Raw genomic sequence first — 26,745 nt, 5'->3', positions numbered from 1 at the left:
GCCAGCGGCCCGCCGCCCCACCGTCGCAGCCCTCGCCACCGGCCGGCATCGAACAGCCGGTGCGGCAGCCCCCGATGCCTGCCGTGTCCTCCGAGGCGCATTCGGTGACCCCGCACTGGCAGGGCGGCAACGACCCGCAGCCCACCAGCGTGCTGTCCGCCCCCGCCCCGGAGACGCAGAGCATCACGCCGCCGCGACCGCGCGTCGAGCCGAGCCGGGACTTCGCGCTGCCCGATCCGGGTACCGAGAGCGTTCTGCCGCAGCGCACCAGTCAGGGCCTGCATCCGTTCACCGGCCCCGGCAGCGGACCGGGAAGCGGGCCGGGGTCCGGCCCCGGCACCGGTCCGGGCACCGGCTCCGGGGCGTTCCCGGGGACCTCCCGCCGCACCGGGTCCCGTACCTCGCGCCGTGGCAGGCTCGGTGCCGGTCTCGTCGACGTGCCACAGGTGCCGTACCGGGATCCGGCGTCCGCCGTGATGACCGACCCGGTGGTGTCCGAGGACAAGCGGTTCTGCGGCAACTGCGGCGCGAAGGTCGGTCGCGGCGAGAAGGGCGTGCCCGGCGAGGCCGAGGGAACCTGCGCCGGTTGCGGCAACGCCTTCTCGTTCCGGCCCCGGCTGCGCGCCGAGGAGATCGTCGGCGGGCAGTACGAGGTACTCGGCGCGCTGGCATACGGCGGCCTCGGCTGGATCTACCTCGCGCAGGACCACAACGTCAGCGATCGCTGGGTAGTCCTCAAAGGACTGATCGACACCGGTGACGCCACCGCGATGGCGGCCGCGGTCAACGAAACCCGCTTCCTCGCCGAGGTCGAGCACCCGAACATCGTCAAGATCTACAACTTCGTCCAGCACGTCGACCCGGTCACCGGCAGTTCCGTCGGCTACATCGTGATGGAGTACGTCGGCGGCCAGTCACTGCGCCAGCTCGCGCTCGCCCACCACCGCGAGACCGGCCGCGCGGAACCGCTGCCGATCGGCCAGGTGATCGCGTACGGGCTGGAGATCCTGCCCGCGCTCGGCTACCTGCACAGCCAGAACCTGCTGTACTGCGATCTCAAGCCGGACAACGTGATCCAGACGCACGAGCAGCTCAAGCTGATCGACCTCGGCGCCGTCCGCCGGATGGACGACTACGAGAGCCCGCTGTTCTTCACCACCGGATACAGCGCGCCCGAACTCGCCACGCAGGGGGCGAGCGTGGCCTCGGACCTGTTCACCGTCGGCCGGACGCTGGCGGTGCTGAGCTTCGAGTTCTCCGGCTACACCAGCAAGTTCAAGACCACGCTGCCCTCGGCCGACGCGGTGCCGCTGCTGGCGCTGTTCGGTTCGTACCACCGTTTCCTCAAGCGGGCGACGCACGCCTCGCCGGAGCGCAGGTTCACCTCGGCCGAGGACATGGCCGACCAGCTCACCGGCGTCCTGCGTGAGGTGATGGCGCTGGGCACCGGAGAGCAGCGGCCCGCGCCGTCCACGGTGTTCGGCCCGGAGACGAAGACCTTCGGCGTGGACATGGTCGTCCCGGAGTCCGGTGGGAGCGTTCCGGTGCCGGACCCGGTGGAGGTCGTCGGCGGGTTGCCTGTCCCGCAGGTGGATACCGGCGATCCCGGCGCGGGCGTGCTGGCCACCACGGCCTCGGCCGATCCGCGTGCGGCGATCGAGGCGCTGGCCGGCGCGCCGCGCGAGTCGATCGAGGTGCGGCTGCGGGTCGTCCGGGCGCGGATCGACCTCGGCGAGCTCGCCGAGGCGAACCGGCAACTCCAGGCGGCGCAATACCTGGCGGTGAAGGCGGGTTACCCGCACGACTGGCGGATCGACTGGTACCGCGGGCTGATCGAGCTCGCCGCGGGACGCCCCAAGGTGGCCAGGGTGGCCTTCGACGCGGTGTACGACGAGCTGCCCGGCGAGATCGCGCCGAAGCTCGCGCTGGCCGTCAGCGCCGAGGGGGTGGGCGACTACTTCGCCGCCTCCCGGATGTACGAGCTGGTGTGGCGTACCGACCACTCCTACGTCAGCGCGGCGTTCGGCCTGGCCAGGGTCTACCTGGCCCAGGGCGGCCGGGCGAGCGCGATCGAGGTGCTGGAGAAGGTGTCCGCCTCCTCGACGCACTTCGTCGCCGCCCAGGTGGCCGCGATCAAGATCAAGACCTCCCGCTCCGGCGGCACCGGGGCGATCGGCGGGCGTGATCTGGTGGAGGCGGCGGACAAGCTGGAGCGGCTCACCCTCGACGCGGAACGGCACGCGCAGCTCTCCGCCGAGGTGCTGCGGGCCGCGTACGACTGGATCCGCGAGGGTGAGTCCGCGCCCGGTGACGCCAGGGTGCTCGGCTGCGCACTGTCCGAACGCGACCTGCGGTTCGGGCTGGAACGCTGCTACCGGGCGCTGGCCAGGCTCGCCGGTACGACCGACCAGCGGATCGCGCTGGTCGACCGGGCGAACGCGATCCGTCCGCGCACCCTCACCTGAGACCGGCTACTCGGACCGCAGTTCGACGATCGAGATGTCCGGGTCTGCGCCGATCCGCACCGGCGGGCCCCAGAATCCGGCACCCCTGGTGACGTAGAGCTTGGTGTTCTCCACCTGCGACAGTCCCGCCACCGCGCCCTGCTGCAGCGAGACCGCCAGTTCGAACGGCGTGATCTGCCCGCCGTGCGTGTGCCCGGAGAGCTGCAGGTCGACGTCGTTGGCCACCGCCTCGTCCACGCTCACCGGCTGGTGCGCGAGCAGCACCACGGCTTCCGCCGGATTCCGTCCGAGCAGCGCCTTCCCGACGTCGGCGGCGTCGGCGAACTGGTCGGCGGTCGCGTCGTTGACCCCGGCGAGCTGGAAGGTCCCGCCGCCACGGGAGATGGTGACCCGCTCGTTGCGCAGCGGCCGGATGCCGAGGGTGCGCACGTACTCGACCCATTCCGTGTAGCCCGAGTAGTACTCGTGGTTGCCGGTGACGAAGAACGTGCCGGCCGGGCTGCGCAGCTCGCGTAGCGGTTCGGCGGCCTCGGCCAGGTGCTCGACGCTACCGTCCACCAGGTCGCCGACGATGGCGACGGCGTCGGGACGTTCGGCATTGACGATGTCCACGATGCGCTCGGTGAACGAGCGGCCCAGCAGCGGTCCCAGGTGGACGTCGCTGATCAGGGCGATCCGGAAACCGGCGACCCGGGGATCCAGGCGCCGCAGGGGAATCGCGACCCGGGTGACCTTCGGCGCGCTCATCGCGACGGTCGCGCCGTAACCGACCAGTGCGGTGGAGGCCACGCCCGCCAGCAGGGCCGAACCGCGCGCCAGCACCATCCGCCTGCTCACCCCGGTGTCCACTTCGGACGATTCGGCGGTGTCGGTGCTGGTGTCGTTGCCGGTGTCCGGTTCGGACTCCGCGGCGGCGGACCCGGTGGCGACGGCCGGTGCGGGGACGGGCCGGGCGGGGCCGCGTACCCAGCGTCGCAGCGCGAGCCTGGGCAGCTCCAGCACCAGCAGGATCAGCAGCAGGTAGAAGAACACCGCCAGCCATAGGTATCCGGGCCAGGCGTACCACCGGGCGATGTCCGGATCGGTGCGCGTGCCCAGCGTCAGCGCCGCGAACATGACCAGCACGAGCGCGATCAGCAGGACGGTGCCCAGCCTGCGAGCCCGGCCGGGCGAGGTCGTGTCGCGGACGAGCCGCTTCCACAGGTACAGGTGCAGCAACGCCACGAGCGCGCCGACGACGACGATGAACACCGGGGTGGTGCCTTTCGGGGACTAGTGGGCCATCAGGGGTTGATGTCCCAGTCGTTCTGCCGCGCACGCCCGGCCGCCTTGAGCTTGTCCAGCGACTCCTGCCCGGCGTGCGAACGGAAGTGCTCGAAGCCGACGGTGACGAACAGCCCTCGTGCGCGTACGGCCACCGGACCGTCCGCGGCGTCGAGGTGACCGTCCGCGCTGACATAGATCTTGCGCCCGGCCACCCCGTCGAGATGCGCGGCGATGAACAAGGTCGACCCTACCGGGACGGGACGGAGGAAGTCGGTCTCCAGCTTCCCGGTGACGGCGGGCCTGCGCAGCAGGTTGCCCACGCACGCCCCGAGCGCTTCGTCGAACGCGCAGGCCAGCAGACCGCCGTGGGCCAGGCCGGGGGCGCCCTGGTGCGCGGTGGTGACGAGGAAACGGGAGTGGACGCTGCTCTTCTCGCCGACGGTGGAGCGCAGGTGCAGGCCCGCCTCCTGCTCGTCGCCGCAACCGAAGCACTCCTTGTAGTGCATCGCCAGCTCGCTGCCGGGGGCCGGCGCGTCCGGATGGACGACCGCCGCCTCGGTGTCCACCGGGGGCCATGCCTGTTCGACTCTGCTGCTCACATCCACAAGCTAACCCGAAGCCCGCCGGGAACGAACACGGCCGTGGCGTACGGCACGGTGCCCGCGTACCGCCCGGCACACAGGACTGTGGCCGGGCCCCCTCGCGGGAGCCCGGCCACAGTGGTCGAACGTGAACTCAGCCGGTGACCGGTGCGGGTGCGTCACCCGTCCTGGTCGTGCACTCGCGCGAGTTCTTGATTCCGCGCATGGACACGCCCTTCGTCTCCGGCAGCAACATGATCGGCACCGCCGCGATGAGCGCGGCGCCCATCAGATAGAACGCGGGCCACAGCGTATTGCCGGTCGAGTCCACCAGGCTGCCGACGATGTACGGAGCGGTGCCCGCGAACGCGGCCGTCGAGAAGTTGTAGCCGATCGAGAACGCGCCGTAGCGAACCTGGGTGGGGAACATCGCGGGCAGCGTCGAGGCGACGACCGCGAGGAACAGCACCAGGCAACCGCCGATCATCAGCAGGCCACCACCGAGCATCATGACGTTGACGCCGTCAGCCTCCTTGCTGTTCTCCATCAGCGTGAACGCCGGGATGGAGAGCACCAGGAATCCCGCACAGCAGCCGAGCAGCAGTGGTTTTCGCCCGATCTTGTCGGACAGGCTGCCGAGCGGGACGATCACCAGCATCATCGCCGCGATCACGCCCATGACGATGAACAGTGGCACGTTGCCCTCGAGGCCGAGCACGTCCTTGAGGTACGTCTCGATGTAGCCGAGCATGATCCAGTCGCCGACGTTGAGCAGGATCACCAGCCCGACGAGGTGCAGGATCGAGCGCCAGTGCTGGGTGAGCAGTTCCTTCAGTGGCGACTTGGCCACCTTGTTCTGCTGCTCGATCTCCTGGAAGACCGGGGTGTCCTCGAGCTTGTTCCGCAGGTAGAGACCGACCAGACCGAGCGGCCCGGCGATCAGGAACGGAATCCGCCAGCCCCATTCCCGCATGGTCTCGTCGCCGAGGACCACGGTGGAGACGGTCACCACGGCAGCGCCGAGGAAGAAGCCGACGAGCGTGCCGAACTCCAGCCAGGCGCCGAGGAATCCGCGGCGCTTCTTCGGTGCGTACTCGGCGATGAACGTCGCCGCGCCGCCGTACTCACCACCCGCGGAGAAGCCCTGCAGGCCGCGAAGCAGGATGACCAGAACGGCCGCGGCCGGACCGATCGTGTCCCAGCTCGGCAGCAGGCCGATCGCGAAGGTGGAACCGGACATCAGGATGACGGTCAGCGCCAGCACCTTCTGGCGGCCGAGCCGGTCGCCGAGCGGCCCGAGGATCACGCTGCCGAACGGCCGGATCACGAAGGTCACGGCCAGCAGCGCGAAGGTCGCCAGCGCTCCCTCGGAAGTGCTGGACGCGTTGAAGAAAACCTGCCCCAGGATCGCCGGCATGAAGCCGAAAACGCCGAAGTCGTACCACTCGATGGTATTACCCATCGCTGATCCGGCTACGGCTCTGCGTACCGCACTCGGATCCGCGTCGGCCGGTTCCTCGGTCTCCGCGTGTGCCTGTTCGGCCATATGTGCGACCTCCCGCCGCTTGTTGAGCTGCCTCGACGACCTCTCGACCGTAGAGACTTATCCGCCGTTGTCCAATCGATCCGGTGACTTTCCGACTGGCTCTCTGACGGTCCCAGTGCCGTCGCCCCAGGTAAAGCGCGATGTCGGAAATTTTCCGGTGGATCCTCGATTCCCTACCCGGCGAGTCGGGTTTCATCGGAAATTCGTAATCTTTCCGTAATCGACCGGCGGACTCAGCGGACATTTCGGACCTTCGGGACCCTCGGATGCACCAATCGCAGCGACGCTGAGTTACCGCAGTGACGACTAAGTATCCACTGTGGACGGTCCTGATGGGCTTCAGGGCCGGACGGTCGCCGGTTCGTCCGGCCGCGTCTCCGAGGCGGTCTGCCCGGGGGCGGGCGGAGCCGGCTCGCGTTCCGCGGATCGTGAGCCGGACGGGAGCTGACCGGGGGCTTCCGGTGTCCGGGACGGTTCAGGGCGGGCGGAGGATTCCGGGGCCGGAGGTTCGGTCACCGAGGGCACCGCGGTGGATGGCGGCGGCGGGACCGGCGAGGGAACCGGCGATTCCACGGTCAGCCCCGGCCCGGCAGGCACCACCGGGGTGTCCGGAAGCGCGGGCGTCACGGCGAACGTGATCGCCGCCACCGTGCCCGCCGTCGCCACGAACGCCCCGGCGACGGTGAATCGCTTGCGGCGCCTGCGAATCCGTCCACCTTGCTCGATGATGTGCCGCGGATCGATACCCATCGGCGGGCCGGTCTCCTCGCCCGCGCGGGAGAGCACCCGGCGAATGTCGTCATCGGCCACGCCGCTCACCTCGTTTCCGCGCCGGAGTCGGCGAAGGTCAGACTGCCGTAGTGCGGGCCGAGCCTGGCCCGCAAGGTCGCCAGACCGCGGGCGCACTGGCTCTTCACCGTGCCCGTCGAGCAGCCCAGCACGCTCGCCGTCTCCTCGACGCTCAGGTCGTTCCAGAACCGCAGCACCAGCACGGCCCGCTGTTTCGGCGCCACCGCGGCGAGGGCCTGGCGCACCAGTGGATCCGGCTCTCCCCCGCGCTGCTCGGCGGCCACCTCGGGCGGCCCGTCCGTCAGCCGTTCCCTTCGCCGCCACGGCCTGCGCCGTTCGGCGAGGAAGGTCCGCAGCACCACCTTGCGCGCGTAGGCGTCCAGCGCGTCCCGGCGGGAGAGGCGCGGCCAGGCCAGGTACAGCTTCAGCAGCGCGGCCTGCGTGATGTCCTCGGCGTGGTGCCAGTCGCCGCAGAGCAGGAATGCCGTGGCACGCAAGGAATGCGCGCGCTCGCCGAAGTACCGGGCGAACTCGCCGTCCCACGGCGAACTCGGCCCGGCACCACGGGAACGCGGGGTGGTCACCAGGTCAGCCGCCGTGCACCGGAGCGGGGCAGGCGTCCGCGCAGTCGCCGGACGGTCCCGCGGGCACCGCGGACGGCACCCGCGGACGCTCGGCAGGCGCGGACTGGGCGGGCCGCTCCTGCGCTTCGGTGGGTGCCGGTTCCGCTGGCTCCGGCGTGACCGACTGGCTCGGCTCCGGCGTGACCGACGGGGCCTGACTCGGCGTGGCCGACGGGGCCTGACTCGGCGTGGCCGACGGGGCCTGGCTCGCCGTGCCCGACGGGGCCTGGGCAGGCTGCTGGATCCCGGCCGGCGCGGGGGGCGCGTCCTGGGCGTCGGCGCTCGCGAGCGCCGTGCCGGTCACGGCTCCGGCCGCGAGCACCAGGCCACCGACAGTCAGTGCGATTCGGGTGCGCAATTCGTCTCCTCGGTCTCGGGCGCCCGCCGTTGCGCGGCGCCTCTGCCGTTAGTCATGCGCGAGGTTCCACGCCGGGTTGCATCGGATTCCCGCCCGGCGCGGCCTCAGCCGTTGAGGGCGGACATGCCCGCCCACTCGTCCCAGGAGTACGTCCAGTCGTGATACGCGCCGTCCTTCGCCCCGAGCTGCTGCGAGCTGCCCTCGATCTCCACCGGGTCGCCGGGCAGGACACTGTCGTAGTACGCCTTGGCGTCGGCCATCGACATGTTCAGGCAGCCGTGCGAGACGTTGCTGCTGCCCTGCTGCGCGGCCGACCACGGGGCGGCGTGGGTGAACTCGCCGTTGTTGGAGATCCGGACGGCCCAGCTCACCTCGAAGTCCTCGTAGCCGTAACCGGGATTGTTCATGAAGTACTTGTCGTGCTTGGTCATCACGACGTGCGTGCCGCTGCGGGTGACCCGGCCGGGGTCGGAGTCGAGGCCGTAGCTGACCGGGTAGTCGGCGACCTGCTGTCCGTCCCGGATCACCTGCATCCGGTGTGTCTGGGTGTTGCCCTTGACGACCTGCGAACGGCCGATCTGGAAACTCGCGGCCACGTCGGACTTGCCGTAGACCCCCTCGCCGAGCTGCTTCCCGTACAGCTTCGCGTCCACCTTCACCTGGGTGTCCGGCTGCCAGTAGTCCTTGGGACGCCAGTGCACGGCGGTGTCGTTCTCCAGCCAAGCCCAGGAACCCTCGGTCTTCGGCGTGGTCTCGACGGTGAGCGCCTTCTCCACGGCCGCCTTGTCGGTGACCTTGCTGTCGAAGGTGATGCCGACCGGCATGGCGACCCCGTAGGTCTGCCCGTCGCCGACGTTGAGCGAACCGGAGATCTGCTTCTTCGGCTTGACGGTGGTGAACGCGCCCCCGATCGGCAGGCGCTTGCCGTCGGCACCCACCGCGGCGCCGGACCAGGTGTAGGTCTTGCCGTAGCCGAGGGGTTCGGTGACCGACCAGGCGCGCTTGTCCGGCGTGGTCTCGCCGGCGACCTGCTTGCCGTCCGGGTTCGTCAGCGCCACCGACTCGATCGTCCCGTCACTGACGCTGACCTGGACCGGTTCGCCGGGCGCCACGTTCTTCGCGCCGTCCGTGGGCTGCGCCTGGACCGCACCCGTCGCGGCCACCGGCTTGGCACCGCCGCCCTCGTCCGGTGACGCCACGTTTTCCGCGTCGCCCGAACACGCACTCGCACCGAGTACGACCGCGATCGCCAGCACCAGAGCGGATGCACGGCGCCGGACGGCTGCGTTCTTCTGCTGCACTGAGTAACCCCCGTCAAAGTTCCTGTCGCCACTGGAAGACGTACGGCGGGGCAGGCACGTTTACCGCATCTAAAGTGATGAACATCACATATCAAGATGAGTCGCGCCACCGACGCCGATCTGAGCGGATTCCGCGTCCCGGACGGCCGGAACGCGACCGCCCGGCGCCGCTTCACCGACGCGTTCCGTAGTCGGCGGATGGCGACGACATGCGGCGGAGAACGGCAAGATCAGCAGGCAACCGCGAACCGGGTGAAGATCGCGCCGGCCTCGCATACACCCTGCGTGTCACCGCATTACTACAGTCGGGGCCAACCGGAAATTCATGGGGTTCAGAATCGGCGGGATCCCGGTACTCTTCGTCCAGGCCGTCGTTTTGCGTGTTCGTGGCTTCACACTCGCGGAACTTCTGACGCGAGCCCTGGGCCGGACACGCTCTTCGCTCGACTCGTTGGAACCGCCCGGGACGGCCCGGGGGTAGCTTCGGCGACCCCCGATGCGGATCTGCAACGAGGAGTAAAGCGGTGGCGCAAGGCACTGTGAAGTGGTTCAACGCCGAAAAGGGCTTCGGCTTCATTGCCCAGGACGGCGGCGAAGGCGACGTGTTCGTTCACTACTCGGAGATCGAGGGCCGCGGTTTCCGCACCCTCGAGGAGAACCAGCGAGTCGAGTTCGAGGTCGGCCAGGGCCAGAAGGGCCCGCAGGCGCAGAAGGTTCGCGCTCTGTAAGGCACGCCGCTACGCGAGCCTTCGGAACGAACTGACAGTTTTCAACACGAATCGAGCCCCGGCGGATTCTTCCGCCGGGGCTCGATTCGTGTTGAAGGTCAGCGGCGGCCGTGTGCCGCGGGACGCCGATCCCAGCGCTGATCGAAGAAGTGCTGGTCGGTGCTCTCCTCGGCCGGCACCGCACGGGGGGAGGCGGGGGGCGCCTCGGTCGGCCACGCCGGGCGCTGGGCCGCCTGGCGACGCTGCTGCTCCTGCGCCGACGCGGCCTGCCCTTCCCAGGAGAGGCGTTCGAGGATCCATTCCTGCGCGATCGCGTGCGGCGAACTGTCCCGCTCGGCCGCGATCTCCTTGAGCTGTTCGCCGGCGATCTGGCTGAGGCGGAGCTGGTACACCTGCGCCTCGCCGAACCGCCGCCCGCTCCCGGTGCTCTCCGGGTCCGCGTCGGGGGCGAGCGCTGCCAGGTAGCTGGTGAGTTCGTGGTCCTCGACCGGCTCGTCCTCGACCTTGGCAGCGGCGACGTTCCGATGCTTGCCGGAGGCGACGGCCTTGAGGTTGGTCCGGGTACTCAGGCGTCCTAAGGATGGAAGAGGCACCCCGACACGATAACGGTTGGGTTTCGGCCGCGATACTACTGTGACACGTAACACACAATCCGTATTCGATGGCCCGCCGGACTGGGCCACCGGAGTGATCACCTCGCACCCACATGCCGCAGTGGCAACACGGAGTGCAAACCCGGGGTCGCGATCCGTGTCTCGCGTGGGAACCCGAGGATGGAGACCCGGACATGGAGAGGCCCCCGCGCCAGGGGGAGGAACGCGGGGGCCGGAGGGGATCTCCACAGGTGCTGACCGGGGGTGGGTCAGCACGACGATTGTTACACGACCGAACGGTGCGCGGGAGTGGCTGAACCGAAAAACAGCGCCGGAAACACCCTGTTCGTTTTCCGGAGGTTCGCCTTCCGGTCACCCGTTCCCCGAGGTCGGCGATTTTCCTCCCGTTGCGACTCTGCGTGCTTGCAGGTTCACCCTGCGGGGGGCTATGGAGGGCCCCGGCGACTAACTAGCGTCTCCGCAAAGCTGCCGAGGACGTTCGGAGGAGCCATGAGCAGGTCGGTTGAAGTACGCGAGTTCCTCCTTCGCTGCGAGGACACCGGATCCAACGGTGTGCCGTCCCAGCGGACGAGCAGCGGCGATGCCTCACGCATCTCCGACGATCAGGTCCGCCGCGCCAGGCTCGCGGTCGCCCACGGAGCGGCAGGCGCGCAGGACTGCGCCGACCTGCTCGACATGCTCGGCCTGACCCCGGACGACGACGGGCAGTCACCGGTCCAGCGCTGAAGCGGGCCCACGCCAGCCGCGCGGACGGGTCCGGTTCAGGCCGGCGACGCCGGCTCGCCGGACAGGAACGTACGCAGTCTCGCGGCGAGTTCGCCGGGAGCGTCCTCGGCGATGTGGTGGCCCGAGTCGATCGGACCGCCGCACAGATCGTCGGCCCAGGACCGCCAGACGCCCAGTACGTCGCCGTAGATCTCGCCGAGGTCGTCACCGGAGGCCCACAGGACCATCGTCGGGCAGGCGATCCTCCGGCCCGCCGCCCGGTCCGCGTCGTCGTGCTCGCGATCGATACCGAGCCCGGCGCGGTAGTCCTCCAGCATCGCCCGCACGGTCGCCGGATCGTGGATCGCCCGGCGGAAGTCGGCGAAGTTCTCCGCACCCAGCGCCGACTCCGTGTTCCGTTCGCCCACCCCGTACCAGGCGTCCGGGTCGGCGCCGATCGCTCGCTCCGGTTTGTCCGGCTGGGCGAAGAAGAACCAGTGGAACCATTCCCGGGCGAACTTCGCGTCGCACCGCGCCAGCGCCTCGCCGATCGGCACGTCGTCGAGCACGGCCAATCCGGTGACCAGTTCGGGCCGGTCGAGCGCGAGGCGGGTGGCCACGTAACCGCCGCGGTCGTGGCCGACCACGGCGAAACGTTCGTGACCCAGCCGCGCCATCAGCCGAACGCAGTCCTCGGCCATCACCCGTTTGCTGTAAGGCGAGTGATCCGGCGTCGTCGGCGGCTTGGCCGATTTCCCATATCCGCGCAGATCCGGGCAGACGACGGTGAAGTCGCTCGCCAGCAGCGGTGCTACGCGGTGCCAGGTGGTGTGCGTCCGGGGATGGCCGTGCAGAAGCAGTACGGGCGGACCGGAGCCCCCGTGGCGGACCCGGAGCTCGACCTCCCCGACCTCGGCACGCTCCAGCGTGAATCCCTCGAACATTCGGTCAGGCTAACGGTTTTGCCTGCTCACGCCGTCGTCGCGCATTGGGGACCCCCCGTTGCGCAGGGGGTTGATCCGGTACCCTATGCTTATCTTCGCTCCCAGGAGTTGACCTGAGAGCGCGGTTGGGTCGGTTCGCCGAACTGACCGGGCTCCCATCGTCCAGCGGCCTAGGACTCCGCCCTTTCAAGGCGGCAACGCGGGTTCGAATCCCGTTGGGAGTACGCAGTAAAGCAGTATGTAAGGCCCTGTGGCGCAGTTGGTTAGCGCGTCGCCCTGTCACGGCGAAGGTCGCGGGTTCGAGTCCCGTCAGGGTCGCAAGATCGTTCGGTTCGCCGGCGTCTTCGGCCAGGTAGCTCAGTTGGTACGAGCGTCCGCCTGAAAAGCGGAAGGTCGCCGGTTCGACCCCGGCCCTGGCCACCGCTCAGAGCAGCTAAAACAGCCCCCACCGATTTCGGCGGGGGCTGTTTCGCGTTCGGGGGAGGTACCCGGAGTCCGAGGAACTCGACGCCGCGTTGTCCGCGAAGCTGGTGGAGGGCTGCGCCCGCTGCCTGCACGCCCGGGAGCCGGTGAACCTGCACTGGTCTCCGCCCCGGCACGTCGAGGTTCGCCGATGTCTCGCGTCCCGCGACCGGCTCCGGTCAAGCGCGGCCGATCTGGAGCTACCCGGCCACGAAGCGGGAACCGGCCACGGGAGGGAAAGGACAGGGAAGGACAGGGACTACTACGCCGGCACGACACCCTCCGGCAGACGGTGACCGCCCCGGCCGAGGAGCACTCGGCCGGAGCGCGGCACCGGACGACGTAACCCCTATGTACGCATCGGGGTTCCATCGGTGTGCGTCGCGTTCTTTCGGCGGGACTTGCCCATGGCGACCACGCCGCCGATTCCGGTGCCGATGCCGACGACGACAAGGAAGACGCCGGCGATTCTGAACAGTTTCGGCGAGGAATAGTAGTCGCCGACCTCGTCCATGCTTTCCATCGTCACCGCGCACCCCTTTTCCTGGTCGAAGTACCCGGACGTCGGCCCACCAGGAGGCGCACACTCGGTATCGGGGCCACTTGGCTGCAGCAGTATCGAGACCACCCCCAGCACCACCAGAGCGAGGGCGGCGAAGTACAGCTTCTTATGGGTCGGCATGGACGCATCCTTTTCAATGATGAATGTACTGGTTGAAATTCCGCGGGCACCGGAAATGGGATCGGCGCGCTCGGTTCGCGGTTAGGTCGCCCGGGGACTCCGGTGCCGTCGCCGGGTGGTGAACCCTGCACACGGGGGCGACCCGGAACGGCGAGCCCGGGACGGCAGACCCGATGTCCTTCCCCCTGCCCGGCGGCTCGTTCACCAAGGCCCCCCTCCTCGATGACGCTCTCCTGCCGCGCCGGACCGGCCTGCCGGCCGCCGGACGCGCGCGCCGGGGAGCGGCGGTGACCGTCGCAGCGGCCACCGCGCACGCACCCCCCGATCGCGATCCCGGGCCACCCATCCCCCTCGGATCTGCTCGATGCCTCCGGTGCCGCGGAGCAGGCTGATCTTCGGCGTGGAGTCGTCCGCGGCACAAGCCCGAACGCCGGTTCCGCGGTGATTCGTACGAACTCGCACACCTGGTCAGGCGTGGGACGAGGACGTGCGGGTATCGGGCGCGGGGCGAGTCCGGGGCAGGCGATCCGGGCGTTCGGCCGCCTTCCGCGCGACCGGCCCCCTAAGGTGTGGTCACTGCGCGATCTCGTTCGGTTACCCGGGATCCGCCTGGTGATGCTGAGGGGAGTGTCCCTGGTGGGGGAACACGAGATCGACCCGGCCGAGATCGAGTCGATCTCGGCCTTCGGCGCGGCGTTGACGCGGTTGAAGGAACGATCCGGCCGGTCCCTGAGCCAGCTTGCGACCGCCACCGCCGACGGCGGGGGCCACGGTCTGAGCCGCAGCACGCTCAACGGCTACTTCAAGGGCAGGCACCTGCCGCAGCAGGGTGTCGGACGCGAGTTCCGGTCGCTGCTGGGCGAGCTCGGGGTACGCGAGGACGTCCGGTTGCGGGCCTGGACGGCGGCGGTCGAACGCCTCCGCGGACGTGCCCGTCGTGGCGGCAGGCGAACCCACAACCCGTACCCGGGGCTTCGTTCGTTCGGTGCCGCCGACGCCGCGCACTTCTTCGGCCGGTCCGCACTGACCGAACGCCTCGTCGACCAGGTCACCGCACGTGCGGGCGATGGGGAGCCGGTCGTGGTCGTGGGACCGTCCGGGGCGGGGAAGTCGTCGTTGCTACGCGCCGGACTGCTGCCCCGGCTGACCGAACCCGCCTGGTCGCCCGTGGTGGTGGTGCCGGGCAGATCGCCGTTGACGGAACTGGCCGCGCGCCTCGCCGACGCCGCCGGGGCCGAGCCCGCGGATGTGCTGGCGACCCTGCGCACCGAGCAGGACGGGCAGTGGGAAGCCGTCCAGTTGGAACCGGGCCGCCGGTGGCTGCTGGTGGTCGACCAGTTGGAGGAGATCTTCGCAGCGGAGGTGGACGACGCGGAGCGGCGCGCCTTCCTGGCGGCGGTGCGGTCGATGTCGCGGGCAGGCGGCGTCGTGCTCGGGCTGCGTGCCGACTTCTACGGGCACGCGCTGCGGTATCCGGACCTGTCTGCGGCCCTGCAGAACGCACAGGTCGTGGTGGGCCAGATGACCGGACCGGAGCTGCGGGCGGCGATCGCCGAGCCCGCGCGCACGCAGGAGATGGAGGTGGACGGCGGACTCGTCGAACTGCTGGTGCGCGAGGTGGCGCCGACCCCGTTCGACGAAGCCGACGCCGCACACGACCAGGGAACCCTGCCGCTGCTGTCGCACACGCTGCAGGTGGCCTTCGACGCGGCGATCGCCCGTGAGCAGCGGGTACTCGGGATCGACGATTACCGTGCGGTGGGCGGGATCCGGCACGCCATCGCCGACACCGCCGAGAACGCCTACGGAAGCCTCGGTCCGCATGCGCGGCGGGTGGCCCGGCAGGTCCTGCTGCGGCTGGTCCACGCGGGCGAGGCGACGGCCGACACCCGCCGCCGTGTCGACCGCGACGAACTGGTCGGCAACCGGCCCGACGTCGAGGCCGAGGAGATCGACGACATCCTGGACACCTTCATCGCGCACCGGCTGCTGACCGCCGACGACGGCGCGGTGCAGATCAGCCACGAGGCCCTGTTGCATGCCTGGCCACGGCTGTACGACTGGCTGGACGACGACCGCGCGGGCAGGCAGGTACACCGGCGGCTCACGCTGGCCGCCCACGCCTGGCGGGACAACGGGCACACCGCCGACGACCTGTACCAGGGCGGCACCCTGGCCGCGGCTCTCACCTGGGCCGAGCGGCACCGGGAAGAACTCAACCCGCTCGAACGGGAATTCCTCGACGCCGGCGTGGACAAGCGGAACGCGGCCGAGGCGGGTGCCCGCCGCCGCGTCCGCCGCCGATACCAACTGACCAGCGCCGCCATGGTGATGGTCGTCCTCGTGGCAGGCGCGATGTTCTACGCATGGCGCACGCAGGACGCGGCCGAACACGACCGGCGGCTCGCCCTTTCCCGCGACGTGGCCGTCAAGGCGGAGCGATTGCGCGACTCCGATCCGGCCCTGGCCGCGCAACTCGCGGCGATCGGTTACCGCAGCGCCCCCACGGCGGAGGCCCGGTCGGCGCTGCTCGACTCGGCGGCGCATCCGATCGCTGCGAGGCATCTCGGCGCGGGCGGCCCCGCACACGTGGTGGCGGCGAACGCCGAGGTGCTGGCCACCGGTGCGGACAACGGCACCGTCGCCCTGGCGCGGACGGGGCAGGAGGTGGCAGCGGGACCACTGCTGTCCGTCGACAGCCGTCCCGCGGCGATCACGCTCAGCCCGGACGGGACGCTGCTGGCCGTGGTCGGTGAAAGCGGCATGGTCCGGGTGTGGAACATCGGCGACCTGGCGGCTCCGGTGGAGCTGGCGACGCTGACCGGGCCGCGCGGAAGCGTTGCCTCGGTAGCGATCGCTCCGGACGGCCGTACCGTCGCCGCCGGTGGTGCCGACGCCAGGATCCATCTCTTCGATCTCGCCGATCCCTCCGGGAACACGGTGCTGTCCGGGCCCCAGGGTGCGGTCACCAGCGTCGCGTTCGCACCGGACGGGCTGTCGCTGGTGGCGGGCAGCCGGGACCGCTCGGTGCACCGGTTCACGCTCGCCGGTCCGTCCGGGCCGCGACCGCTGCCGAGCCTGACCGGACCGGAGGGCCAGGTCTTCTCCGTCGCGGTGTCGCCGGACGGCAGCCTGGTCGCCGCCGGGACCAGCAGCGACCATGCCGTGTATCTGTGGGACGTCGCCGATCCGGCGAATCCGCGTCCCCTCGGCACGCTCACCGGACCGGCGAGCTGGGTCACTTTCATCGACTTCAGCCCGTCGGGTGACCGGATCATCGGCGGGAGTTCGGACCGCAAGCTGTGGGAATGGGACGTGGCGACTCGCGAGGTCCGCCGCACTCTGCCGCACGCGGGCGTGCTCACCACGGTCGTCTACGTCGACGACCACACGATCCTCACCCTCGCCGAGGACGGGGTCACGCGGCGGTGGACGGTCCCGGGGCCGGTCATCGAGGGCTTCGGTGACTCGGTGTTCGCGGTGGATTTCGCGGGCGCACGGAACACGCTCGCCGTCGGACCGGGGGGCAAGGCTGACCAGGTCCACCTCGTCGATGCCTCGAACCCCGAGCGGCCCGCAGCTGTGGGCGCGCCGCTCGTCCCGGCCGGAGACCAGGGCAAGCTGAGCGGTCCGAACGCGATCAGCCCGGACGACAGGCTGCTCGCGGCCGGCACCGGCGACGGCGCTGTCTGCCTGTGGGACGTCAGCGACAGCGCCCGGCCCGTTCCGCTCGCGGAGACCGGCGTCGCCGATTCGACGGTGGCCTGGATGGAGTTCCACGGCGGCGGCACCGTCCTCGCGGTGGCCACGAAGGACGGCACCGTCACGCTCCTCGATGTCGCCGATCCCAAGCGCCCGGCCCCGCTGGCCGCGATGCGCGAATCCGACAGCGCACTGAACGACGTCCGCTTCAGCCCGGACGGCAGCCTGCTCGTGACGGGCAGCGACGACGGCAACGCCTACCTGTACGACGTCGCCGACCCGGCGCGTGCCCGTCTGCGCACGACACTGCCGACAGGGGAGGGGGCGACCTCGACCGCGTTCAGTTCCGACGGCACGGTGCTGGCCGTCGGGGCGGCCGCGGACGACAACGTGTACCTGTGGGACCTCGGCACCTCGGACGGGCCGCGACTCCTCGACGGATCGCTGAACGGGCCGGTCGCCGACCTGCACCAGCTCGCCTTCCACCCCGGACGCAGGGAGCTCGCGGCGGCCAGCGTCGACGGAACCATCTGGCTGTGGGACCTGACCGACCCACGCGAACCCGCGCACACGGCCACCATGACCGCGTCCGCCGACGCGGCGCTTTCGCTCACCTACAGCGGGGACGGCAGCCTGCTGGCAGGCGGCAGCCGGGACGGCAGCGTGCGGTTGTGGCGCACCGATCCCGAGGACACGATCCGCTGGCTGTGCACCGCGTCCGGCGCCGGGATCACCCCGGTGGAATGGGAGAACTTCCTGCCAGGCACGCCCTATGCCCCACCCTGCGCCTGACCGAACCGCGTGAATCAGGCCGAAGTGGCGATGAGCAGCGCGGAGACGGCGCCGAGGTCGCCGAAGAGGTGGATGAGGAAATTCCACGCCATGCCCCGGTTCTGCACCATGGCGGCTGCGCAGACCGCGCCGTAGACGGCCGTGGACAGGACGCCGAGCCAGCCACCCGGACTGCCGGTGATGTGCCCGATGCCGAAGACGAAGCAGGAGACCGTGACGGCGACGGCGGTGCCGAACAACGGCTGGGCCGTGGTGATGAGGGCGTGCCGGTACAGCAGTTCCTCGCATACCGCGTTCACCGCGGCCCCGGCCAGCATCACCGGTGCCCACGTGAGCAACAGGGTGACGGTGTCCGAGGTGAAGTTCGCGGTCACCGCCGGATCGGCGAGGAACAGGAAGAGGACCGCCACGATGACGACCGGGCCCAGAATTCCCCAGCGCAGAAAGGGAATGCCGCTCGGGACGTTGAGATCGCCGACGCGGACGAGCAGGCGCTGCCGGGACCACCGGCGACGGTAGGCCACCACCGCGAGCGCCGCGAGCGAGGAGAGCTTGATGGCGTTGACCGCCAGGAACGCCAGCGGCACGGGAGCGGTGCCGAGCCAGGACTCGACCGGCGGCAAGGCCGTCAGGGCCGCCGAGACCCAGCCGAACACCGACACTGCCGCCAGCGTCAGCAGCAGGTCGGTCGCCGAGCGGTGGAAACGGTGGCGGCACGCCCATGCCAGGCCGACCAGTGAAACGGTGGCGAGCGCACCCACCGTCACCTGGATCTGCCAGGCCGTGGCGAGTTGGACGGTGAGGCTGTTCAGCAGCAACAGGCCCACGACGCCGCCCAGGGCCACCGGCAGGCCGGGGGTTCGCCGGGTCTCGGTCGTGATCACATTGGGCACAACGGCGTCCCTTCGGGCTCGGAGTGGTCAGGCGGACCGAGAGAACGCGCGGTGGATCACGGTGATCAGTGCGAACAGGACCGCGGCCTGCCCCACCGTGATCGCGACGGTCACGACCAGCGGGAACTGGTCACCCGGCAGGAGCCCGGCCCGCAGCCAGTTCGCGCCGACCAGGACCACGACGTAGACCCACCACGGCGCCCATTTGCCGTGCGTCGTGCTTGTTCGGCGGTTCTCAGTCATCATCGGATTTCCCTTCGGGTGTTTCGCGGAACACGTGGGCTTCGAGCAGCCGTACGGCCTGCTCGCGGGTGATCAGGTGGGGCGAGGTCAGCAAGCCGAGGGTCACCCCGTTGACGAACGCGGTGAGCCCGGCCGTGGCGTCGTCGAGATCGACGTCCGGTGGCAGGTGCCCGAGTTCGCGAAGCCCCTCCACGACGTGCCGCAGGAACGTGTGCATCTCCTCGGCCTGCCTTCGCACGACGGCGGCGAGAGCGTCGTCGAACCTCGAATGGTGGACGAACTCCAGCCAGATACTCAGCTCCCGGGTCGTGTCCTCCCGCAAGGGCATGAACTCGCCCAGCATCGCGAGGACGCGGCGGCGCATGTCCGGTTCGCCGGCGGCCCGGCGCACGCGCGCGTCGACCCGTTCCAGCAGGGAGGTCAGCGCGAACTCGCGCAGCTCGGCCTGGGTGCGGAAGAAATGCCGGATCGACCCCGTCGACAACCCGGCCTCCGCCGCGACGCCGCGGACCGACGCGCCCGCCAGACCTCCGCGGTCGAGCAGCCGCCACACCGCGTCGGCGATCTCCCGCCTGCGCGCGTCCTGATCTATCGTCCGAACCACGAATTCAAAGTATCACATGTGTAATAATCTGACTGCCTCGAGCGACCGGCATCACCGCACGACGGCCCGTCCCGGCGGCGGTCCCCAGGACGCCCCGGGTTTGCCGTATACGGGCCGTGGGTAACGCCCGAACATGGGCGACTACAAGAAATCCATCACCGTGCAGGTCTCCGCGCCGACGTTGTTCAGCTACCTCGCCGACGTGACGAACCTGCCGGAGTACATGCCGCGACTCACCTCGGCGCGCCCCGCGGGCGGCGACAAGGTCGACGTCACGGCGCACATCAACCCGGAAGGGGCACCCGAACAGGACGTCGAAGGCAAGGCGTGGGTGCACGTGATCACGGATGGCAGGAAGCTCGAATGGGGTGCCGCGGGACCGCACGACTACCACGGTGAACTCGACATCGAAGCCGGGCCGTCCGAGGGCAACTCCGTGCTCACCGTCGGCCTGCACACCGAACGTACCGAGGGCGAACAGGTCGACCGCGGCCTCACCGAGACCCTGACCGGGATCAAGGACGCCGCGGAACGCGCCGCACGACCGTAGAACGGGAGCAACCGCCACACATGGGAACCAACGACCGGCCGATCATTCTCGGGCTGGTGACCGACCCGGATCTCCCCCGCCGGGTCGCCGACCGGCTGGCCGAGGAACTGCCACGCCGGTACACCGACGCCCAGATCACGGTGGAGGTGGTGTGCGACGAGGTGACCGCCGGCCTGCACAGCGCGGGCAAGATCCTGGACGCCACCCGGGAACGCCGGCGCGACGGCGGCTGGGACTACGCGATCTGCCTCACCGACCTCCCGGTCCGGCACCGGGACCGCCCGGTGCTCGCCCATGCCGACGTGCGGGGCAGGGTCGGCGTGGTATCGCTGCCCGCTCTCGGCGGCATGCAACCCTTCCGCCGAGCAGGCCAGATCGTCCGGCAGCTACTCGACGAACTCGCCGCGCCCGAGGGCGAGCCCGCCGGTGGCGAGGCGCGCGCCAGGCACATGCACGGCCTTGGCAGCCCGCTGACCCATCTACTCGTGCCGATCCGGCGCGAGGCCGCGGACAACGAGACCGATGTCGGCGTCCGGTACAGCACGACCCGCGTCCGTGGCCGCTTACGTCTGGTCAGCGGCATGGTCCGCACCAACCGGCCGTGGCGGCTGGTCTTCGGCCTTTCCAGTGCTTTCGCCGCGGCGGTCGCCACCAGCGTCTTCGGCCTCACGTCCAGCACCGTCTGGCAGATCGGCGACCAGCTCGGCACCGGGCGGCACATCGTCGCGGCGGTCGTCTCCGTGGGACTGCTCGTGTTCTGGCTCGTCGCGGCACACTCGCTCTGGGAACGTCCGGGGCCGGACGGCGTACCGGACCGCGAGCAGGCCTGGCTGTACAACGCGTCGACGATCCTGACTCTGCTGCTCGGGGTCGGGTTCCTGTACGCGATTCTGTTCGTCGTCAACCTCGGCGTGGCGGCGTTCCTGGTCCCGGAGGCCTTCCTGTCGAGCACCCTCGGGCATCCGGTCGGATGGACCGCGTATCTGACCCTCTCGTGGGGCTTCACCACAATGGGGATAGTCGCCGGAGCGCTGGGGTCCAGCCTGGAAAGCGACGAGGCCGTGCGGCAGGCCGCTTACGGCTACCGCGAGCAGCAAAGGCGGCGCGCGCACTCCGCCGAGAAGTCGTGAGTAGGTGACAGCGTTCGGCGCTCCGCTTCTGGTCGCCGACCCGCCGGAAGAAAGAGCACCCGAGCGCTGGGTCGGCCACGATCGCATCGACGAAATGTCCGTCAGTCTCGACATCGTGATCGCGACAACGACCAGAACCGGCTTCTGCTCGTCCGAAACGTCCGCGACCATGGCGACAAGGGACCACGAATGGAGTTCGCCGAAATCGCACGGACCGCGCTGTCGGAGCATCTACCGAACGCGAACTACTTCCACCGGGACGGGGACCGCGGGAGCGAAGCACAACGCGCACGCACCGACGACTTCCCCAACGAGTTGGCGCCACCAATGCGTCCGCGGTCCCGAAGCGGAATGGTCCGGACAGCACTGGGACGATCCCGCGACCGGCAGTCAGAACCCGAACAACGCGTGCGGTGCTTCGTGGGCGTCCGGCCAGGTCAGCCAGGCTACGTCGGTGGGGCCGGTGGCGTAGTCGGTCAGCCGCCAGGACCGCGCATCGTCTTCGACACCGCCGTGGCCGGCCTTCTTCAGCAGGGCGACGTAGACATCGGACACGGCGCCGTCGTTGCGGGCCGCTTCGTAACTGGTTCCGGCGAAGTCCGGCCGTCCGCCGTCGGCTCCGCGCATGGTGCTCTGCAGGAAAACCCAGTCGCCGTCGCGGTTGAGGCGTTCCACCGTCACTCGGACGCGGTCGCCGAACACCTGCGCGAGTGGCGCGGTCGCGGCTTCGAGCACCGCGTCGCGGACCGCGTCGTCGAGCCCCGGCGAACGCGCGCCGGAGTGTGCGGATGGGGTGTGCATCTGGCTACCTCCCAATAGCAGGGAAACGTGTGGTCCGACGACAGCGACCGCATCAGGCTGGCGGTGATGCTACTGCGTCCGGTACTTGCGATCAGAGCGTCGGGACCTGACCCCGGCCGGCTCAGCCCGGCGGGGTGAGCACCTTGACGAGACCGCCGCCGCCACCCATGCTGATCTGCTGCGAACCGTCGGAGTTGATGTTGTTCGAACCGATGAACTGACCATCGCCCGCATACAGCACGACGTGCCCGCCGCCGTTCGAGACCACCACATCGCCGGGTTTCGCCTCGGACAGCGGAACGGACTTCCAGCCGTCCGCCTCGAGGTTGGCCGACAGACCGGCGACCGAGGCGCTGGCCTGCCCCTTGTCGATCAGTCCCGCCGACTCCAGGCAGCCGGACACGAAGTTCGCACAGTTGACGTTGTTCGGCACCCAGGACTGCATCGCGGGCAACTCACCGCTGCCCTTGAGGTCGCCGGCATTCCGGCCGAGGAACTGCTCGGCGATCTTGGCCGGGTTGTCACCTCGGGCATCGATCGGCTTGGCGGGCTTCCCGTCCCCCTGGACGCCGGCGACGGCACCACCACCGCCGCCACCGCCGCTGTCACCGCCACCGCCGCCACTCCCGCCGCCGCCGTTGACGCTGGGGGCGTTGCCGCCGCTGGTGTCGATGGGGGCGGCGGCGGAACTCGCCGACGTGGACTGACCGGTGTCGGCGGGCACCAGTTCCAGGAAACCGTTCTCGATTTCCAGGCCCAGCGGTTTGAGGAGTTCGTCGATCTGGCGCTCGGCGTCGTCCAGCGCCTGCTCGATCTCTTCTTTCTTGCCGTTCGAGTCGGCCTCGTTGAGCTGGCGAAGCCGTTCGATGTCCGAGGCGGCGGACTGAATCTCGTTCTCGTCGTCGGAATTGTTCTTCCGGTCCCTGGCCGCACCGATCAACGCGCGATTGTCCGCGTCCTTGTCATTGGCTTCCTGGGCGAGCTGCGCGACCTTTTGTTTGACGCCGTCGAGAATCTCGGACACGCGCGTGAGTACGTCGCTGGCCGCCTCGGTCTTGTCGCTGACGTTGTAGCTGGCCTTGCCGAGCTGTTCGAGATGGTCGGCGACGGCGTCGGCGTCCTGGCCCTCCCATTCGCGCAGCACGTCGTCGCGCAGGACCTTGAGCGCGTCTCCGAGGTCGTTGGTGCTGGTGGCAGCTCCACCGACTTTCGCCGCCTGCTCGTTGACCGCGCCCGCGTCGAGCTTCTCGGCCTGCTGGGCGTGGGTGTCGATGGCGTCCAGCGACTTCGGACGGTCACGTGAGGGATCGTCGAGCGCGGCCTGATCCTGTTCTGCGGTGGTCATCGGCTAGATCCCCTGGTTCCCGTACTGGTCCGATCGATCCCGCTCGGGGTCGTTGCCACCGAGGGTGTGTATGGCCTGGTCGTCGTCGTTGCGCATGCGCTCGGCAGCCTGAGCCAGCGCCTGGGAGGCGGCGTCGACGAGACTCGCGGCGGCACCCAGGTGCGCGTTGACCCCGCCGTAGAACCCCTGCATCGCCTGGCCCGCGCTGGCCGCGTTCTTCAGATCGCCGTAAGCGCCCCCGGGATCGCCACTCCCCAAGGCCGTGCCCGTGTCGCTGAAGCTGTCCCTGAGCCCGCCGACCCTGGCGGCCAGCGCGGCGATCTGTTCCGGATCGAATCGGCGAGTCATTGGGTGTTCCCCTCCAGTGTCGGCGCCTGCGCCGGTGCTCACCCGGCTCACGCTGCTCTACCGCGCAGTCTATGAGCTCACACATGACTGTGTGTGCGTTCCCCGAAACGCGATGACGGCGTCGTGCCTACACCGACGCACCCGGCCGCCCATCGGTTCCCCGCCGCCGACCGGCGGATTCCGGTGCAGCCACCGCCGGCGCGGGCCGGCGATCGGTCGCCGGCCCGCACGCAGCGCCCGGAACAGATCCCCCGAACGGGTCCCCCGGGCGAGGCGTGCGGTGGCCACCGTCGATCAGGACGTGGTCGAGGACCACCCGCCCAGGTGCCGGGCGAGGAAACGCTCGAGCGTGCGGTACAGCTCGATGTTGCTGTCCGGGTTGATGAACCAGTGGCCCTCGGTCTCGTTGCACAGGTACTCGACCTCGGCGCCGCGGGCGCGAAGCGCATCGACGACGCGGTCGGAGTGGCGGCGGGCCACCCTGACGTCGTTGGCGCCCTGGATCAGCAGCATCGGTGCGGTGATGTCGTCGACCCGGCTGATCGGCGAACGGGCGAGCATGTCGGCCTCCTGGCGAGGGTCGTCCGGGTCGCCGATGTAGCGCAGGTAGCTGTTCTCGACGCTGCGACGGGCGAACGGGACCACCGACCTGACGAGGTCGGCGAGGTCGGACATTCCGGTGTAGCTGACCGCGGCGGCGAACCGGTCCGGAGTGAACGCGGCCCCGACGAGCGCGGCGTAACCGCCGTAGGAGCAGCCGTAGATCGCGACCCGGCCCGGGTCGGTGTAGCCCTGCTCGACCGCCCAGTCGACGGCGTCGATCAGGTCGTCGTGCATGCGCCCGGCGAACTGGCCGATCGCGGCCTGGGTGTGCGCCTTGCCGTAACCGGTGGAGCCGCGGAAATTGACCTGTAGCACCGCATAGCCGCGGTTGGCCAGAAGCTGGACCTCCGGGTCGTAGCACCAGCTGTCCCGGTACCACGGGCCGCCGTGCACCAGCAGCACGGTCGGCAGTTCGCGCGGCTCGACCCCGACCGGCAGGGTGAGATGGCAGGGCAGATCGAGCCCGTCGCGGGCGGTGACGGTGATCGGGGTGACCGGGGCCAGCCGGGCAGGGTCCAGGTGCGGGAACGGGCGGAACAGGCGGCGCGCCCGCCCCGTGGCGTGGTCGTAGAACCAGGTGACGCCGGGATCGCGGTCGTGGGTGAAGTCCACGATCCAGCGTTGCGCGGTGGCGTCGCAGGACACGTGGGCCAGGTCGCCGTCGGACAGCTCGGCCAGTCGCGGCAGCACCGCGGCGAAGTGGGGGTCGAGTGCGTGGATCTCCTGACGGTCGCCGAGGTACCGGGCGCCGAGCAGTTCCCCGGTACCCGGGTGCAGGATCAGCGAGGACGGGAAGCGTGGGTCGGCCTCGGGGCGCGGGGTGTCCAGGTCGAAGACCGGGTGGCTGTCCACCCCGAGCTGCTCGCCGGTGTCCAGGTCGAGCCGAACCAGTCGGGTGCGGTCCGAGCCGCGGGACGAACCGATCCACAGGCCGTTCCCGTCCGGGGTGGGCGCGACCGGGGCGAGGGCGAGGAGGACGTCGGTACCGGAGAACCGCGCGATCGTGCGCCGGTCACCGTCGAGGGACTCCGACAGCACGTGCTCGCCCCCCTCCTCCATGGTGAAGATCAGCAACCGGTCCGGGGTGCGCAGCCAGGACAGGACATCGCCGGGGTTCTCCGCCGTCAGGGTCAGCCGGCCGGTGGCCAGGTCGAGCTCGTACAGGTCGATCAGGTCGGGACGGCGCTTGTTGAGCTGGACGAAAGCCGTCCCCGGCCGGTCCGATGGGAGTTGCGCGCCGAGCAGCCGTACCCCCGCGAAGGGCGTCAGGTCGACCGCGGGATCGCCGGGGCGGGCCGGGTCGACGCGATGCAGGTGCCAGTTCTCGTCGCCGTCGGTGTCCTGCTGGAACAGGAGGTAGCGCCCGTCCGCGGTCCAGAAGAAGGTGTCGACGTTGCGCCGGGTGTCGGAGGTGATGCGCCGGACGCCGGGTACGTCGTCGGGAGTGGTCCAGTCCGAGTCCAGATCACGGATGAACACGTTGAGCCGGCCGCGCCACGGGGCGAGGAAGGCGACCTTCGTGCCGTCCGGGGACAGCAGGGCCCGGCTACGGGTGGGCAGGCCGAAGAACTCTTCGACGGCGATCAACTTCGACGGGACGGTCATCGTGGTTCCTCTGGTCGGTGGATGCGAACACCCCCGAGTCCAAACCCCGACGTCGCGTCGTACGCAAGACCACCCGCCATGTTCCGGGTCACACGGCGTTCACGGAGCGCTGTCCGGCGACGAGCTGCGAAGTCCGGTCAGGCTTCGTCTGTCCCGGCGGCCAGCCGCTGCTGGACCTGGCGCAGAACGCGGTGCTGCGCGGGCCTGAGGGCCTGCTCGTTCAGTTCCTCCATCAGCGCCGAGGCCCGCGAGTCGAGCAGGGACAGACCGGTCAGGCGCGCCATCACCGGTTCGAGGCGCGCGACCAGCTCGTCGGTCAGCGATGAGACCTCGTCCTCCGGGGTGTCCGGCCCGAGGGCGTAGAAGCGCGCCGTCAACGGTGCGGACGCGGCCATCACTCCGTCCGCTTCGCCGAACAGGGCGGCGAATCCCGCTGGACCGTCCCTGCCGAGCAGGTGTCCGACCAGGATGAGCTGCTCGTGCTCGTAGCGGGCCATGTCGGCAGGAATCTCGGACGCGGGGGCGGAACGCCACACCGACAGCTCCGGAGACAGGTCCGGTGGGGCTCCGCTGCGGCGTAGCGCGGCGATGCTGGCCCGGCGGGCGGTGAGCCGTTCGATGTCGGCGGCGGCCCGGTGATCGAGCTCGTCGAGCAGCTCCTCCGCGGCCGCCGGATCGTCCAGTACCGCGGGCAGAACGGACAGCGTGACGCCGAGCGCGGTCATCCTGGTGATGCGCAGGAGCCGGACCAGGTGGCCGACGTCGTAGTGCCGGTAACCCCCGGCCGAGCGCGGCGGCTCGGGCAACAGCCCGATGTGGTGGTAGTGGCGCAAGGTGCGGACGGTGACGTCCGCCAGTTCGGCGAGCTCACTGCTCAGCATCGTGCGGCTCCTTCGACTCCGGACCGCGCGCGACGTCCCGGCGACTCTCGTGCCGAGCACGCGCCCGTGAGTGACGGCGATCCGGTCCAGTTCGACGGCGTCATCGTCGCCTGACCCGGCCCACCACCGCAACACCAGTGCGCCGACCGTGTCAGCGGCGATCGCGGCCCCCTCTCCCGCGGCA

24 protein-coding genes and 3 tRNA genes are annotated in these 26,745 nt (G+C 70.0%); 9 read left to right on the top strand and 18 right to left on the bottom strand.

Features of this window, described 5'->3' with window-relative positions:
• Nucleotides 1-74: 74 nt before the first annotated feature.
• A complete protein-coding gene (locus CFN78_RS00260) occupies nucleotides 75-2,465 on the top strand; it encodes a serine/threonine-protein kinase (RefSeq protein ID WP_094861012.1) in 2,391 nt (796 codons plus the stop codon).
• A gap of 6 nt (nucleotides 2,466-2,471) precedes the next feature.
• Here the strand turns inward: CFN78_RS00260 and CFN78_RS00255 are convergent, their stop codons facing one another.
• The 7 genes from CFN78_RS00255 to CFN78_RS00225 form a co-directional block, all read right to left on the bottom strand.
• Complete coding sequence (locus CFN78_RS00255) at nucleotides 2,472-3,716, bottom strand: metallophosphoesterase (protein ID WP_094860501.1); 1,245 nt, start codon at nucleotides 3,714-3,716, stop codon at nucleotides 2,472-2,474.
• Between the two features lie 32 nt (nucleotides 3,717-3,748).
• Entirely contained in the window at nucleotides 3,749-4,237 is a 489-nt protein-coding gene (locus CFN78_RS00250) for a PaaI family thioesterase (protein WP_205660408.1), read from the bottom strand.
• Nucleotides 4,238-4,466: 229 nt separating this feature from the next.
• The gene (locus CFN78_RS00245) at nucleotides 4,467-5,858 is read right to left on the bottom strand and encodes an MFS transporter (RefSeq protein WP_094860499.1); all 1,392 of its coding nucleotides are present in this window, start codon (nucleotides 5,856-5,858) and stop codon (nucleotides 4,467-4,469) included.
• A gap of 339 nt (nucleotides 5,859-6,197) precedes the next feature.
• The gene (locus CFN78_RS00240; RefSeq protein ID WP_133116260.1) at nucleotides 6,198-6,668 is read right to left on the bottom strand and encodes a hypothetical protein; all 471 of its coding nucleotides are present in this window, start codon (nucleotides 6,666-6,668) and stop codon (nucleotides 6,198-6,200) included.
• Nucleotides 6,669-6,673: 5 nt separating this feature from the next.
• The gene (locus CFN78_RS00235) at nucleotides 6,674-7,231 is read right to left on the bottom strand and encodes a SigE family RNA polymerase sigma factor (protein WP_094860497.1); all 558 of its coding nucleotides are present in this window, start codon (nucleotides 7,229-7,231) and stop codon (nucleotides 6,674-6,676) included.
• Nucleotides 7,232-7,235: 4 nt separating this feature from the next.
• Nucleotides 7,236-7,628 (bottom strand): hypothetical protein, encoded by a 393-nt coding sequence (locus CFN78_RS00230; protein WP_094860496.1) that lies wholly within the window; start codon nucleotides 7,626-7,628, stop codon nucleotides 7,236-7,238.
• Nucleotides 7,629-7,732: 104 nt separating this feature from the next.
• A complete protein-coding gene (locus CFN78_RS00225; protein ID WP_205660382.1) occupies nucleotides 7,733-8,929 on the bottom strand; it encodes a L,D-transpeptidase in 1,197 nt (398 codons plus the stop codon).
• 524 nt (nucleotides 8,930-9,453) lie between these two features.
• Here CFN78_RS00225 and CFN78_RS00220 point away from each other — a divergent pair.
• On the top strand, nucleotides 9,454-9,657 hold the full coding sequence (locus tag CFN78_RS00220) for a cold-shock protein (protein ID WP_009156738.1): 204 nt from the start codon (nucleotides 9,454-9,456) through the stop codon (nucleotides 9,655-9,657).
• Between the two features lie 98 nt (nucleotides 9,658-9,755).
• On the opposite strand, the gene CFN78_RS00215 is transcribed toward CFN78_RS00220, so the two are convergent.
• On the bottom strand, nucleotides 9,756-10,250 hold the full coding sequence (locus CFN78_RS00215; protein WP_094860495.1) for a hypothetical protein: 495 nt from the start codon (nucleotides 10,248-10,250) through the stop codon (nucleotides 9,756-9,758).
• 510 nt (nucleotides 10,251-10,760) lie between these two features.
• Between CFN78_RS00215 and CFN78_RS00210 the strand changes: the two genes are divergently transcribed.
• On the top strand, nucleotides 10,761-10,997 hold the full coding sequence (locus CFN78_RS00210) for a hypothetical protein (RefSeq protein ID WP_094860494.1): 237 nt from the start codon (nucleotides 10,761-10,763) through the stop codon (nucleotides 10,995-10,997).
• Between the two features lie 35 nt (nucleotides 10,998-11,032).
• On the opposite strand, the gene CFN78_RS00205 is transcribed toward CFN78_RS00210, so the two are convergent.
• On the bottom strand, nucleotides 11,033-11,920 hold the full coding sequence (locus CFN78_RS00205; protein ID WP_094860493.1) for an alpha/beta fold hydrolase: 888 nt from the start codon (nucleotides 11,918-11,920) through the stop codon (nucleotides 11,033-11,035).
• 151 nt (nucleotides 11,921-12,071) lie between these two features.
• Here CFN78_RS00205 and CFN78_RS00200 point away from each other — a divergent pair.
• From CFN78_RS00200 to CFN78_RS00190, 3 genes are all read left to right on the top strand, one after another.
• Nucleotides 12,072-12,144, top strand: a tRNA-Glu gene (locus CFN78_RS00200).
• A 20-nt stretch (nucleotides 12,145-12,164) separates the two neighbouring features.
• A tRNA-Asp gene (locus CFN78_RS00195) sits at nucleotides 12,165-12,238 on the top strand.
• Between the two features lie 28 nt (nucleotides 12,239-12,266).
• Nucleotides 12,267-12,340: transfer RNA gene (locus CFN78_RS00190), tRNA-Phe, on the top strand.
• 391 nt (nucleotides 12,341-12,731) lie between these two features.
• On the opposite strand, the gene CFN78_RS00185 is transcribed toward CFN78_RS00190, so the two are convergent.
• The gene (locus CFN78_RS00185) at nucleotides 12,732-13,064 is read right to left on the bottom strand and encodes a hypothetical protein (protein WP_094860492.1); all 333 of its coding nucleotides are present in this window, start codon (nucleotides 13,062-13,064) and stop codon (nucleotides 12,732-12,734) included.
• Between the two features lie 636 nt (nucleotides 13,065-13,700).
• On the opposite strand from CFN78_RS00185, the gene CFN78_RS00180 reads away from it, so the two are divergent.
• The gene (locus CFN78_RS00180; RefSeq protein WP_133116259.1) at nucleotides 13,701-17,558 is read left to right on the top strand and encodes an nSTAND1 domain-containing NTPase; all 3,858 of its coding nucleotides are present in this window, start codon (nucleotides 13,701-13,703) and stop codon (nucleotides 17,556-17,558) included.
• A 14-nt stretch (nucleotides 17,559-17,572) separates the two neighbouring features.
• On the opposite strand, the gene CFN78_RS00175 is transcribed toward CFN78_RS00180, so the two are convergent.
• Genes CFN78_RS00175 through CFN78_RS00170 form a run of 3 tightly spaced genes read right to left on the bottom strand, consistent with a single transcriptional unit; the run spans nucleotide 17,573 to nucleotide 19,298 of the window.
• Nucleotides 17,573-18,451: a CPBP family intramembrane glutamic endopeptidase gene (locus tag CFN78_RS00175; protein WP_133116258.1), complete on the bottom strand. Its 879-nt coding sequence runs from the start codon at nucleotides 18,449-18,451 to the stop codon at nucleotides 17,573-17,575.
• A 27-nt stretch (nucleotides 18,452-18,478) separates the two neighbouring features.
• Complete coding sequence (locus CFN78_RS28660; RefSeq protein WP_165777395.1) at nucleotides 18,479-18,697, bottom strand: hypothetical protein; 219 nt, start codon at nucleotides 18,695-18,697, stop codon at nucleotides 18,479-18,481.
• The gene (locus CFN78_RS00170) at nucleotides 18,687-19,298 is read right to left on the bottom strand and encodes a TetR/AcrR family transcriptional regulator (protein ID WP_094860489.1); all 612 of its coding nucleotides are present in this window, start codon (nucleotides 19,296-19,298) and stop codon (nucleotides 18,687-18,689) included. Before CFN78_RS00170 ends, CFN78_RS28660 begins: the two co-directional genes overlap by 11 nt.
• Nucleotides 19,299-19,431: 133 nt before the next feature.
• Here CFN78_RS00170 and CFN78_RS00165 point away from each other — a divergent pair, with 133 nt between their 5' ends.
• Together CFN78_RS00165 and CFN78_RS00160 are read left to right on the top strand one after the other, a co-directional pair.
• The gene (locus CFN78_RS00165) at nucleotides 19,432-19,848 is read left to right on the top strand and encodes an SRPBCC family protein (RefSeq protein WP_094860488.1); all 417 of its coding nucleotides are present in this window, start codon (nucleotides 19,432-19,434) and stop codon (nucleotides 19,846-19,848) included.
• 20 nt (nucleotides 19,849-19,868) lie between these two features.
• Nucleotides 19,869-20,978, top strand: coding sequence for a hypothetical protein (locus tag CFN78_RS00160; RefSeq protein ID WP_094860487.1), 1,110 nt, complete (start codon nucleotides 19,869-19,871; stop codon nucleotides 20,976-20,978).
• 390 nt (nucleotides 20,979-21,368) lie between these two features.
• Here CFN78_RS00160 and CFN78_RS00155 read toward each other — a convergent pair whose 3' ends face one another.
• The 5 genes from CFN78_RS00155 to CFN78_RS00135 form a co-directional block, all read right to left on the bottom strand.
• Complete coding sequence (locus CFN78_RS00155; protein ID WP_094860486.1) at nucleotides 21,369-21,779, bottom strand: hypothetical protein; 411 nt, start codon at nucleotides 21,777-21,779, stop codon at nucleotides 21,369-21,371.
• Nucleotides 21,780-21,900: 121 nt separating this feature from the next.
• On the bottom strand, nucleotides 21,901-23,124 hold the full coding sequence (locus tag CFN78_RS00150) for an NlpC/P60 family protein (protein WP_094860485.1): 1,224 nt from the start codon (nucleotides 23,122-23,124) through the stop codon (nucleotides 21,901-21,903).
• Between the two features lie 3 nt (nucleotides 23,125-23,127).
• A complete protein-coding gene (locus tag CFN78_RS00145) occupies nucleotides 23,128-23,472 on the bottom strand; it encodes a hypothetical protein (RefSeq protein ID WP_094860484.1) in 345 nt (114 codons plus the stop codon).
• Nucleotides 23,473-23,766: 294 nt separating this feature from the next.
• Nucleotides 23,767-25,680 carry a S9 family peptidase gene (locus tag CFN78_RS00140; protein ID WP_094860483.1) on the bottom strand — a complete coding sequence of 638 codons (1,914 nt, stop codon included), beginning with the start codon at nucleotides 25,678-25,680 and terminating at the stop codon, nucleotides 23,767-23,769.
• Between the two features lie 137 nt (nucleotides 25,681-25,817).
• Nucleotides 25,818-26,561, bottom strand: a complete 744-nt coding sequence (locus tag CFN78_RS00135) for a helix-turn-helix domain-containing protein (RefSeq protein ID WP_094860482.1) — start codon at nucleotides 26,559-26,561, stop codon at nucleotides 25,818-25,820.
• Between the last annotated feature and the right edge of the window lie 184 nt (nucleotides 26,562-26,745).

The sequence above is a fragment of the Amycolatopsis antarctica genome (assembly GCF_002262875.1).
In the GTDB taxonomy this organism is placed as follows: Bacteria; Actinomycetota; Actinomycetes; order Mycobacteriales; family Pseudonocardiaceae; genus Amycolatopsis; species Amycolatopsis antarctica.
The sequence above is the reverse complement of the archived record's forward strand: the minus strand, read 5'-3'. Positions and strand labels throughout refer to the sequence as shown.

Coding starts and splice junctions, on each gene's coding strand:
- CFN78_RS00260 (WP_094861012.1), top strand. CDS start 75: ATGCCTGCCGTGTCCTCCGAGGCGCATTCGGTGACCCCGCACTGGCAG.
- CFN78_RS00250 (WP_205660408.1), bottom strand. CDS start 4,237: ATGCACTACAAGGAGTGCTTCGGTTGCGGCGACGAGCAGGAGGCGGGC.
- CFN78_RS00245 (WP_094860499.1), bottom strand. CDS start 5,858: ATGGCCGAACAGGCACACGCGGAGACCGAGGAACCGGCCGACGCGGAT.
- CFN78_RS00210 (WP_094860494.1), top strand. CDS start 10,761: ATGAGCAGGTCGGTTGAAGTACGCGAGTTCCTCCTTCGCTGCGAGGAC.
- CFN78_RS00205 (WP_094860493.1), bottom strand. CDS start 11,920: ATGTTCGAGGGATTCACGCTGGAGCGTGCCGAGGTCGGGGAGGTCGAG.
- CFN78_RS00185 (WP_094860492.1), bottom strand. CDS start 13,064: ATGCCGACCCATAAGAAGCTGTACTTCGCCGCCCTCGCTCTGGTGGTG.
- CFN78_RS28660 (WP_165777395.1), bottom strand. CDS start 18,697: ATGATGACTGAGAACCGCCGAACAAGCACGACGCACGGCAAATGGGCG.
- CFN78_RS00165 (WP_094860488.1), top strand. CDS start 19,432: ATGGGCGACTACAAGAAATCCATCACCGTGCAGGTCTCCGCGCCGACG.
- CFN78_RS00160 (WP_094860487.1), top strand. CDS start 19,869: ATGGGAACCAACGACCGGCCGATCATTCTCGGGCTGGTGACCGACCCG.
- CFN78_RS00155 (WP_094860486.1), bottom strand. CDS start 21,779: ATGCACACCCCATCCGCACACTCCGGCGCGCGTTCGCCGGGGCTCGAC.
- CFN78_RS00150 (WP_094860485.1), bottom strand. CDS start 23,124: ATGACCACCGCAGAACAGGATCAGGCCGCGCTCGACGATCCCTCACGT.
- CFN78_RS00145 (WP_094860484.1), bottom strand. CDS start 23,472: ATGACTCGCCGATTCGATCCGGAACAGATCGCCGCGCTGGCCGCCAGG.
- CFN78_RS00140 (WP_094860483.1), bottom strand. CDS start 25,680: ATGACCGTCCCGTCGAAGTTGATCGCCGTCGAAGAGTTCTTCGGCCTG.
- CFN78_RS00135 (WP_094860482.1), bottom strand. CDS start 26,561: ATGCTGAGCAGTGAGCTCGCCGAACTGGCGGACGTCACCGTCCGCACC.